Annotated in this window: 10 protein-coding genes and 1 pseudogene; 10 read left to right on the top strand and 1 reads right to left on the bottom strand. The window is 43.2% G+C overall.

All coding sequences use genetic code 11. From position 1 onward, the window contains the following. The 8 genes from AC55NX_RS19885 to AC55NX_RS19920 all read left to right on the top strand — a co-directional run. Positions 1 to 1,408 (top strand): pyocin-S2/colicin E7-DNase domain-containing protein (locus AC55NX_RS19885; protein WP_496997310.1); only part of this gene is annotated, 1,408 nt, incomplete at its 5' end. An 8-nt stretch (positions 1,409 to 1,416) separates the two neighbouring features. Then, positions 1,417 to 1,662 carry a bacteriocin immunity protein gene (locus tag AC55NX_RS19890; RefSeq protein WP_038179460.1) on the top strand — a complete coding sequence of 82 codons (246 nt, stop codon included), beginning with the start codon at positions 1,417 to 1,419 and terminating at the stop codon, positions 1,660 to 1,662. A gap of 475 nt (positions 1,663 to 2,137) precedes the next feature. Beyond that, positions 2,138 to 3,163 carry an IS110 family RNA-guided transposase gene (locus tag AC55NX_RS19895; RefSeq protein WP_059122801.1) on the top strand — a complete coding sequence of 342 codons (1,026 nt, stop codon included), beginning with the start codon at positions 2,138 to 2,140 and terminating at the stop codon, positions 3,161 to 3,163. Between the two features lie 526 nt (positions 3,164 to 3,689). Continuing rightward, positions 3,690 to 5,249, top strand: a complete 1,560-nt coding sequence (locus AC55NX_RS19900) for a pyocin-S2/colicin E7-DNase domain-containing protein (RefSeq protein WP_496997311.1) — start codon at positions 3,690 to 3,692, stop codon at positions 5,247 to 5,249. 5 nt (positions 5,250 to 5,254) lie between these two features. Continuing rightward, positions 5,255 to 5,539, top strand: coding sequence for a bacteriocin immunity protein (locus tag AC55NX_RS19905; protein ID WP_496997312.1), 285 nt, complete (start codon positions 5,255 to 5,257; stop codon positions 5,537 to 5,539). Between the two features lie 287 nt (positions 5,540 to 5,826). Beyond that, entirely contained in the window at positions 5,827 to 5,937 is a 111-nt protein-coding gene (locus AC55NX_RS19910; RefSeq protein ID WP_496997313.1) for a pyocin-S2/colicin E7-DNase domain-containing protein, read from the top strand. A gap of 3 nt (positions 5,938 to 5,940) precedes the next feature. Beyond that, positions 5,941 to 6,195 carry a bacteriocin immunity protein gene (locus tag AC55NX_RS19915; RefSeq protein ID WP_496997314.1) on the top strand — a complete coding sequence of 85 codons (255 nt, stop codon included), beginning with the start codon at positions 5,941 to 5,943 and terminating at the stop codon, positions 6,193 to 6,195. Between the two features lie 738 nt (positions 6,196 to 6,933). Beyond that, the gene (locus AC55NX_RS19920; protein WP_496997315.1) at positions 6,934 to 7,689 is read left to right on the top strand and encodes a TdeIII family type II restriction endonuclease; all 756 of its coding nucleotides are present in this window, start codon (positions 6,934 to 6,936) and stop codon (positions 7,687 to 7,689) included. A gap of 91 nt (positions 7,690 to 7,780) precedes the next feature. Here AC55NX_RS19920 and AC55NX_RS19925 read toward each other — a convergent pair whose 3' ends face one another. Beyond that, positions 7,781 to 9,202, bottom strand: coding sequence for a DNA cytosine methyltransferase (locus AC55NX_RS19925; RefSeq protein ID WP_496997316.1), 1,422 nt, complete (start codon positions 9,200 to 9,202; stop codon positions 7,781 to 7,783). Between the two features lie 199 nt (positions 9,203 to 9,401). Between AC55NX_RS19925 and AC55NX_RS19930 the strand changes: the two are divergent. Both AC55NX_RS19930 and AC55NX_RS19935 read left to right on the top strand, forming a co-directional pair. Continuing rightward, positions 9,402 to 9,521: pseudogene (locus tag AC55NX_RS19930) on the top strand (GNAT family N-acetyltransferase); the annotation flags it as partial. Between the two features lie 178 nt (positions 9,522 to 9,699). Beyond that, positions 9,700 to 10,581, top strand: a complete 882-nt coding sequence (locus AC55NX_RS19935) for a HEPN domain-containing protein (protein ID WP_496997317.1) — start codon at positions 9,700 to 9,702, stop codon at positions 10,579 to 10,581. Positions 10,582 to 10,973 lie beyond the last annotated feature (392 nt).

The raw sequence follows: 10,973 nt of genomic DNA on the forward strand, positions 1-10,973 counted from the left end.
GGTGTTACTGACGGATGTACCATCGATTCCGTTGCTGATCCGGGATCGGGATGAATGGGGCAATCAATATTGGCGAGTGAATCCTGCGGTTGAGCCTCATCTCGATTCATTAGCCTTCAAGGCTTATACCGCTAGAGTTGAATGGGTCAATCATGGCATTGGTTCAACTTATTCCGGCAGTGTGAATGCCTCTGTTTCTACTGAGCCTTATGTCGAACGAAAAACTGTGAAACTCACTTTAGAAGAGCGGCTGGTCAGGCAGCGTCAGGAACGATTACGTGAGCTGGATAAAATACCACTGCCTTCATCTGCATGGCAGAATGTATTTAACAAGCCGCCCGTCAAACCCTCCCGTTTCGCCAAATCTGCACTGGTGCCGAGCGGTACGTGTGATATCGGTACACAAAGAGAGTCGCTTTCTGCGCTGGGGGATTATGCATCTTATACACTGGCCGTCGGGCAGGGGATCAGCGCAGCATCTGGAGAAGCCTTTTTAACGCGTATTGGCGGCGCAGCGCTGGCAGAATTGCCGGGACTGGCGCTGAAAATCGTCGGGAGAGCCGGAATGTTGGCTGCATTTGTGCCGAACAAATTAGCGGACAGTACGCTCTACAGTGCAGCCGATATGCGCAATAAAACCACGGTTGAAACCAATATCCGCTTAGGGTTCAATGCTGATAATCGGATTTACGGCTATCACGTCAATGGGACGGATATCCCTAAGCGTGAGGTAAAACAGGTTGGTGAGCGGTTTGCTGTTGAGTTAGAGCCGGATATCACCATTGAATGGGTGCCGATTAGCGGCGATTTTGGCGGTAAACCGATTCTGGTTAATCCCATCCCGGAGATGGAAAAGTTCGATATCTGGATCCATCCGCAAGCGGATCAAGGGCAAGAATTTGACAACACCTACATCACGCCAATTGCTGATGCGGAGCTGCAAGACTATATTCTGACCTTTCCGGCAGAGACTGGGCTACCACCGCTGTATGTGGTGTATAAAGAAAGCCCTCGCAACGAGTCAGGTGTCGTGACCGGCAACGGTGAAGATATCACCGGCCAGTGGTTAGAAGCTGCCGGAAAAGAATTAGGTTCTCCGGTGCCGTCGCAAATTGCGGATCAGCTTAGAGGCCGAGAGTTTAGTAGTTTTGATGGGTTCCGGAAAGCGTTTTGGAAAGCTGTAAGTAGGGATGAAGTTCTTTCATCACAGTTTAATGAAGGAAATCAAGAACTGATTCGAAACGGGTTTGCTCCGTTTCCTCGTTTTAGAGAGCAAGTCGGTGGTAGAGAGAAATATGAAATTCACCACGTTGAAGAAATTCAGCATGGTGGATCGGTGTATGATGTTGATAATATGACAATTACAACACCAAAAAATCATATTCGAATCCATTCAAACAAGAGATAAATTATACAATGGGCATTGAAGAATATACGGAAAGTGAATTTCTGAAATTGGTTCAGGATATCATTTCCGTAAAAGCAGAAAATGAAGAAACTCATACAAAGATGGTAAGGATGTTTTGTAAGTTAACAGAACACCCTGATGGTTCAGACCTGATTTACTATCCAGATGATCCGGCAGATGCCACACCGGAGCGTATTGTTGAGATTGTTAAACAATGGCGGATGTCGCAAGGCTTGCCATGCTTTAAGGACTGATTCGGTCTTTTCATTTCCAGTTTTGGGCTCCCAAATTTGACGCACAATTTCTTTCTGCGGTTTCAGTGACATTCGTGCCCAGTGCGCCAGTTACTCTTGCAGAGATGCAAGAGTAACCAGAACATCTTTTTTGTTGGGCTTGGTCACACGCTTTTCAGAACCGGCTTTTACGGGCGTCCTGCCCGGAAAAGCCTAACCATTCTTCCTTGAATGGTTTTCTTCGGTGGGTGGTTGATTTGAATGGAGTGAAACATTCTTAAAAAGTTAATTTGGTCACTGAACTCAGGGTGAAAAATCATGGACGATTTTTCAGGATTGCTTGAGCAGGATGCGAATCAATCCGACCCTGATTACATGCGCTGAACTCAAAAAAGATGCTTTTGGTTACTTTAATAATATGGTCCGCCCAACCTCACTCCCAAGCAACATCTATGACTATGCTTGAGAGTAACCCTGACAACTGAGGTGTACCATGATGAGTAATATACATATTCTCGGCATCGATCTAGGCAAACGCACATTCCATTGTGTCGGACATGACCGACATGGACATGAAGTGCTTCGTAAAAAATTAAATCGTGCAAAATTGCTGCTATTTTTATCTGATTTACCGACAACAACAATTGCATTTGAATCCTGTGGTGGCGCTCACTGGTTGGCTCGAAAATGTAAAAGCTATGGACATGAAGTAAAACTCATCCCGCCTCAGTATGTAAAACCCTATATCAAATCAAATAAAAATGATTACATTGATGCATCGGCGATTGCTGAAGCGGCCTCCCGTCCCTCAATGCGTTTTGTCGCAATAAAATCGGAAAATGCTCAGGTGATAAGTGTCATTCTCCGAGCCAGAGATGCTTACCTCAAAGAGCGTACAGCGACGATGCTCAGGATAGGCGCGATTCTTGTTGAATTTGGACTCAGTCTTCCTAAAGGTCACGCAACTATGAAAAAGTTATTTCAATGGCTGGCTGAGCAACATGAATCCCTCCCTCATTTATTGATTCTTGAACTGAAAGAGCTTCATGAACATTACCTGTATTTGAGTGAGCGTATTCAAAGGCAAGAGACAAAGTTAATTCAGATGACGGCTGAAAATGAAGTTGGCGAGTTACTGATGACCATACCGGGAATTGCTCATATCACAGCAAGCACTTGTCTGGCGGCGATAGCCTCTCCGAGTCATTTTAAGTGTGGTCGGGATATGGCAGCGTGGATAGGACTTGTTCCGCGACAATATTCAACTGGTGGGAAAAACACGCTCTTAGGGATTAGTAAACGAGGGAACAAACGGCTCAGAACACTGTTTATTCATTGTGCCCGCTCAATTTTGTCCAAACCGGAAACGACGGGGAAATGCTTTGAATCATGGCTCACGAAACTGAGAGCGACCAAACCTTTTAATGTTGTGATAGTCGCACTGGCAAACAAACTGGCGAGGATCGCGTGGGCGGTGATGAATACACATCAAGCGTTCAACGCCAGGATGCTTGTTTCTTAATCAACTCAATAACGAACCAAATTTGCAATGATAATGATGACGACAACGGTCAATCGGCCAGATAGAAAACCTGACGATGTCAATAGCACTTAGCATGCTTATCCTTTTGTAAGGATTATCTGGCGCAGATATCATCGTGGAGCTGGAATGCGGGAGCATCCAAGAGAGACTCCGAATACATTAGCGCAAACCATCCCCGTTAAAATTATAGTTGCAAAAACGGGGCGGACCATACATTGACATCTATCAAAAGTAACTGGGGCGCTTTCGAAAATGCCAATGAGATCGAAGAAAAGCATTGCGCACCAAACAAACAGATTTACTATTGAACACACCAAACCACAATTTAATCACCTCAAGCGAGCCTCCCTGTTACCCCCATTCCAAAAATAACCACTCCCCATCAAAACCCCAAATTTAAACATGTTTTATAAATCCATTTGAGTATAATTATTAATTCATATGAATATAAGATTATCAGTAAGCATCCATCGATAAAACAATCACGGCTCAGTCAACAACGTCAATGAACTATCAAACCACTCAAATCTACAACCTGATGAGTTATGAATTTTCTCAAGTTGAGGGGGATTTTTCATCCCTGCACGAATCTGATATCAAATCTGTCATGCCTGCTGGAATGCGCTTTGCAGATTTTCTTGAACAACTTCACTACGGTCATCAAGTGTTACTGACGGATGTGCCATCGATTCCGTTGCTGATCCGGGATCGGGATGAATGGGGCAATTTATACTGGCGAGTCAATCCTGCGGTTGAGTCTCATCTCGATTTGCTGGCTAACAAGGCTTATACCGCCAGAGTTGAATGGGTCAATTATGGCATCGGTTCAACTTATTCCGGCAGTGTGAATGCCTCTGTTTCTACCGAGCCTTATGTCGAACGAAAAACTGTGAAACTCACTTTAGCAGAACGTCTGAACAAGCAGCGTCAGGAGCGGTTACGGGAGCTGGATAAAATTCAACTGCCTTCATCCGCATGGCAGAACGCATTTAACAAACCGCCCGTCAAACCCTCCCGTTTCGCCAAATCTGCGCTGGTGCCGAACGGCATGTGTGATATCGGTACACAAAGAGAGCCGCTTTCTGCGCTGGGGGATTATGCGGCTTATACACTTGCCGTCGGGCAGGGAATTAGTGCTTCTTCTGAAGAAGCTTTTTTGACGCGTATTGGTGGTGTAGCATTGGCTGAACTGCCGGGAATGGCGATTAAAATTATCGGGCGAGCTGGCATTCTGGCTGCATTTGTGCCGAACAAATTAGCGGACAGTACGCTCTACAGTGCAGCCGATATGCGCAATAAAGACACGGTTGAAACTAATATCCGCTTAGGGTTCAATGCTGATAATCGGATTTACGGCTATCACGTCAATGGGACGGATATCCCTAAGCGTGAAGTAAAACGGGTCGGTGATAAATTTGTCGTCGAGTTGGGGCCGGATGTCACTATTGAATGGGTGCCGATTAGCGGTGATTTTGGCGGTAAACCGATTCTGGTTAATCCTATCCCGGAGATGGAAAAGTACGATATCTGGATCCATCCGCAAGCGGATCAAGGGCAAGAATTTGACAACACCTACATCACGCCAATTGCTGATGCGAATTTACAAGACTATATTCTGACTTTTCCGGCAGAGACCGGATTACCACCGCTGTATGTGGTGTATAAAGAAAGCGCTCGCAACGAGTCAGGTGTCGTGACCGGCAACGGTGAAGATATCATCGGCCAGTGGTTAGAAGCAGCCGGAAAAGAGTTAGGCTCGCCGGTGCCGTCGCAAATTGCGGATCAGCTCAGAGGCCGAGAGTTTAGTAGTTTTGATGGGTTCCGGAAAGCGTTCTGGAAAGCTGTAAGTGAAGATACAAATTTGATGTCTCAATTTAGCAGAGCGAATCAGAGAATTATCAAACGAGGGGGCTCACCGTTTGTAATACCGGAAGAAACTGTCGGAAGGCGAGATCGATTTGAGATTCACCATGTTGAAGAAATACAGCATGGCGGGGCTGTATATGATGTTGATAATATGAGAGTTAATACGCCTAAAAACCATATCCGTATTCATAAGGAATAACAAAGATGTTGAATTTGAAAAGTAAACTTACTGATTACACGGAAAGTGAGTTTTTCCGTTTTCTTCAGGAATTTTATGAGGATACTGATACCAATGCTCTTCCAGATGATGAGTTTGATGATTATATTTCTACGCTTGCAAAACATTTTACTGAAGTTGTAAATCATCCAAAGGGAAATGCTTTAATCTTCCATCCGTCAACGTGTGGGATAAATGACAGCCCTGAAGCCGTGATTCAGGAGTTAAAACGATGGTATGCCGAACAAGGCTTGCCATGCTTTAAGGACTGATTCGGTCTTTTTAATTTCCAGCCTTGGGCATCGAAATGTGACGCACAATTACGTTCCTCAATTTCAGAGACATTGTTACTCAGTGCGCCAGTTCATCTTTCAGAGATGAAAGACGAACCAGAAAATCTTTTCTTGTTGGGCTTAGGTGTGCGCGTTCCAGAACCGGATTTTACGGGCGTCCTGCCCGGAAAAGCCTAACCATTCATCCTTGAATGGTTTTCTTTGTTTGGTGGTTGGTTTGAATTGGGTGAAACCTTTATCGGATACGGTGAAGATATCATCGGCCAGTGGTTGGAAGCAGCCGAAAAAGAGTTAGGTGCGCCGGTGCCGTCTATGATGTTGATAATATTCGAGTCACAACCCCGAGAAATTATATAGAGATACATAAGAAAGGTTAAATAATGGAACTACAGTCAAGCATTGAACAGTACACAGAAGATGATTTTATTGGATTGATTAATGAAATCATTGAGGCTCAAGGCTCAGATGCTTATCAGGATGAACTATTGGAAAATTTCATTGCTGTTACCGAACACCCTGATGGTTCAGACCTGATTTACTATCCAGATGATCCGGCAGATGCCACACCGGAGCGTATTGTTGAGATTGTTAAACAATGGCGAATGTCGCAAGGCTTGCCATGCTTTAAGGACTGATTCGGTCTTTTTAATTTCCAGCCTTGGGCCCCCAAATTTGACGCACAATTACGTTCCTCAATTTCAGAGACATTGTTACTCAGTGCGCCAGTTCATCTTTCAGAGATGAAAGACGAACCAGAAAATCTTTTCTTGTTGGGCTTAGATGTGCGCTTTCCAGAATCAGCTTTTACGGGCGTCCTGCCCGGAAAAGCCTAACCATTCTTCCGTGAATGGTTTTCTTTGTTTGGTGGTTGATTTGAATTGGGTGAAACTCTTTTGAAAGCCAATGAGTCTCTGAACTCAGTAAAATCATCGCATATCACACCGCAGCAGCATTACTTTCCCTGATGATCAAAACGCTGAAATTTTGTACAAAACCTACCGGCATCAAAAAATGTCATGTTTGTGTCAATTTTTTCTGGCGATTTTCTATAACTTATTCAATGCTATTTAGTGTGTTTAAGTGCTTATTCGCGAACAAATAGCATTTATCCGAGATGTGTATAGTGGAGGAAGCGTTAGTCAATTATTTGTGAGCACATTAGACAACGTTGTGCAGTGATTTCTGACGTAGTGATATTTTTTTCTGGGATTTTGTCTGTATTTTCATGCGATTAGGACAGAAATTCATCGACTGTCAGTAAGTTATACAGAAGTATTCCTATAGAGTGGTTCTGTATAATAAACTGTTAGGGCTCTAGTTTATGAGTCTTACCTAAGCTATAAAAATAGCTATTAGATAAAGGAAATATTTAGATGCATCAAAATGTTGCAAATTTTATCGCTGATGAATTTTTGGCGTGCGTACAGAATACGATTGGCAGAATACAACATGAAGACACTCATAGACCTTTTCATGCCGCTCTGCTCTCTGAACAAGCCTTATTTTGGAGTCGTTTTGAGCGCTCGTTTAGTACATCTTTCGGACAAAGAGTGATTGAACAGATTTCAAGGGCCGCAGCGATTAATGGCGGAGCTCAGCTTGCGGAAACACAAAAAGAAACGCTCATTACTCTTCCGATAGACCAAATCAATGCAATTGAAGAGCATATTTCTGGCCTCCGAAACAGTAGAGCACAGCGACCAGTAAACTGGAATATCGATGTATCTGAATTGTCTGCAGTTAGAGGAGTGCATGGAACTCAACAACTTAGAGTTATTTCTGATCTCTGGTGGCAAAAGGATGGCATAAATAACTACATGAGCATAAAGACCGTTAAGCCAAATATTGATCAAACTGCAGAAGCAAAACGTGACTTGCTTAAATTAAAACTTGCCGACCCAAGTGCAAATGTGTACTACGGTCTCTACTACAATCCATATGGCAATTTTAAGCAAGATTATGCTTGGAGTCCGCCTATGAGAATATTTAACTTCAATGCAGATCCTTGTGTATTAATTGGTAAGGAATACTGGGATACCCTAGGAGGTAATGGATTTTATGAAGAGGTGTTGGCTATCGCCCAGCAAGTGGGAGAAATAACTCGAAAACAAATACAGGGTCTAAGATAGGAGAATTTCCTCATCCAACGTTAAAGCCTAAAGATTGATAAATGCACCAATCTTTAGGCTTATGGTTATATTAATTGCGATAAATATATCGCTACCCAAACATCAGTTCCTTCTGCTCTGATTTGTTCTGAAATTTTTCTAGTTGTTTATTGAAGTTACTTCTCCATTCAGTATCACTGGTGTTTTTATATCTAGAATATTTGAAACCTTCAATTGAGACCACTTCAGCCTGATTGATCAAATTTAATATTAAACTCCCAACGGCAAGTCCCATGCCTAGAGGAACTGCATTACCAACCTGTTTATACTGCTGAATTATTGGGCCAGCTAGTTCCCAGTCATCTGGAAACTCTTGTATTCGTTTGTATTCCTCAACAGATATCGGCCTATCTTCTATTGGATGGGCTAGATCAGTTGCAGGCATTGCTGGATGAGTAACTAGAGTTGGTGACGGCTTGTCCCATGCTAGCCGTCTTAAAAATCCTGTTTTTCCTCCACCCGAATAAAATGATTTTCCCATAGCTTCTTTTTGCAGTTCTATTGGTAGATCTTTCCAGTTTTGACCAGGCTTTAAGAGGCGATAGTATTTCAACCTCTTTTCTGGAAAATTAAGATGATTGTGGCTATCAATATTCTTAATACACGACTTTAATGTTCTCCACTTCGGTAGTCCAAACGATCCATCTTCTGAATGCGTTGGTATTAAAAAAGGAGGTTTTCTGCCATCCCTAGAGCAAATAATAATAACGCGCTCTCTAATTTGTGGTGTTCCAAAATTAGCAGAGTTATATAAATTAAAAGAAAATCCGTATCCGGATTTTTCGAGCCTATTAATTATAAAATTTAGCGCCCCACCTTTTAGCTCGTCCTCTTTCAAATCAGGAAATTCAGGGCCTCTTTGATCGTGCGGCCTATGATCCATAGGACAAGATAAAAGTCCTCTAACATTTTCAATTACAAAATATTTCGGTTTCAGTTCAAGGCATAGCTCTAAATATTTTAAAAAAACATTCCCTCTGTCGTCATTGAAGCCTTTTCGCTTTCCTGCGGTGCTAAATGCTTGGCATGGAGGGCCGCCCATAATCAAATCTATATCATCGTCATCTGATAATCCTGCGGCCTGTCTTATATCTGAGCTAGAATATTCATTTATGTCGGTTAGCAAAGCCGCATTAGGTTTATTCAGAGCAATTGTTTGCCTGCAAAATTTATCAATTTCACAGGCAAGACGGACGTCAAAACCAGCCTTTTCTATTCCTAGGTCAAGCCCCATTGCTCCAGAGAAAAAGCTCAATGCTATGGGTTTTTTGTTGTCAACTTTATAAACAGGATGATCTTCAGCTACTTTGTGAGCAGTTTTGAGGCCATAGTTTCTTAAGCTAGAGGCATCAATTACCCATGAGCCACCTAGCTTTTTTGCCTTGAGTTCATTAGTTCTACAAAGGGTGCGAATTCGCTGCTCGCTAATATTTAGTTGTTCTGCTGCTTCTTTAATGCTAATTTCGGTACTCATTCTGAGTTTCCTTTACGAAACCTATAATAGGTACCAATATAGCTGGATATATATACATGTCAAGCCCTAACAAGCAGCAGCAACGGACTGTAAAACCTGTCACTCAAATTGCTGCGCAATTGCGTGCTAGCTTTGCCAGCCGCTGTGCTGGGCGTTAGCCTCCTCAACTAGCAATAGATATTAATTATAAGAAAGTGAAGTGTACAAAGAAAATCAGGCCAGCTATCGGTTCTATGTATCGCAAGGTTTTCATGTGGTGAGTGAACAGCGCGATGAACATACGGGACATCCCGAATACACCATGCGTTCGGCCACATAAGCATCATCGTGTGCGATGCCTCGAAGCCGAAACCTGAGACAACCATCGGGGACAGAAATAAAAAAGAACCGCGTCGCATTTTACCCTTCAATCATGCTAAAACTATGATAAACAGTGTTTTTTGCTGAACGCTTCTTTTATGCTAGAGCCATGTTATCCACCAAAGCGAAGCGCGATTATGAAAACCTCCCTCGACCACCTGCCTGAATTCAAACAGCAAGAGCTTGCCACGATCTCGACCATTTTGCGCGATACGCTGGAAGACTATCTTGAGGGCAAAACGGGGAGTAAAAGTGAATTTCGTATCCTGAAAATTATTCTGTTCGGCAGCCACGCTAAAGGCAATTGGGTCAGCGATCCGGTCAATGGTTACATCAGCGATTACGATATTCTGGTGATCGTCAACAAAGCTGCCTTGGTGGAGGATTATGTGGTCTGGCAGCGGGCAGAAGAGCAAATTGATCGCAAAGTGAAATCCGCGCCGTTGGGTTTGATTGTTCATGATTTGCAGGAAGTAAATGAACGATTGCAGCAGGGGCATTATTTCTTTAAGGATATCCGCGAAGAGGGGATTGAACTGTTTGCCGCAACACCAAAGCCGCTGATGGAACCGGGTGATTTGACGGAGGAAGAATTGCGGGAAATAGCCCGAAAGCATTATGAGAAATGGCTTAAAAGTGCATCTCAGTTTTTTATTATTTATCAAGAAACAGCAGCTAAAAATTGGATTACGGAAGCTGCTTTTCTCCTGCATCAGACCACAGAAAGATTCTTTGCTTGTGTGTTACTCACATGCACCAACTACTTACCCAAATCCCACAATATCGAAAAGCTGAGTAAGCTGTGCGCGCAAATCGAGCCTGAGTTTAAAACGATTTTCCCGCTCGACAATAAATTCCACCGTCGCAGCTTCCGCCGTTTGCAACGGGCCTATATCGAAGCCCGTTATTCCGAGCATTATGAAATTACCGAAGAAGAGCTGGCTTATCTCGAAGGGAGAGTGTTGCAGTTAAAAGCAGTGGTTGAACGAGTTTGTTTAGCGCGGATAGATTCTGCTTAACCATTCATCCTTGAATGATTTTCTTGGTTGAGTGGTTAATTTGAATAGAGTGAAATCTCTTTAAAGCGAAGCCAAATTGATCGATGAGCTCAGGGGGAAAATTCAAGGATGAATTTTCAGGATTGCTTGAGCAGGATGCGAATCAATCCGACCCTGATTATGTGCGCTGAACTTAAACCTAGGCCTTTTGGGGTACTTTTTCGGCCTTGAAAAAGTACCTGGGGCGCTTTCGAAAATGCTAATGAAACCGAGGAAAGTGATTGCGTCCCAAACTCAGCATCATCCTTTTACTTTTCCAGCCATTGGCGTTGCAGTTTGATGAAGGAAGAGAGGGTGAGTGAGGTAATGCCGATCAGTTAAGGCATTAATCGACAGATCAATTGCACGATCCT

This window comes from Vibrio rubrogenes (genome assembly GCF_059641415.1).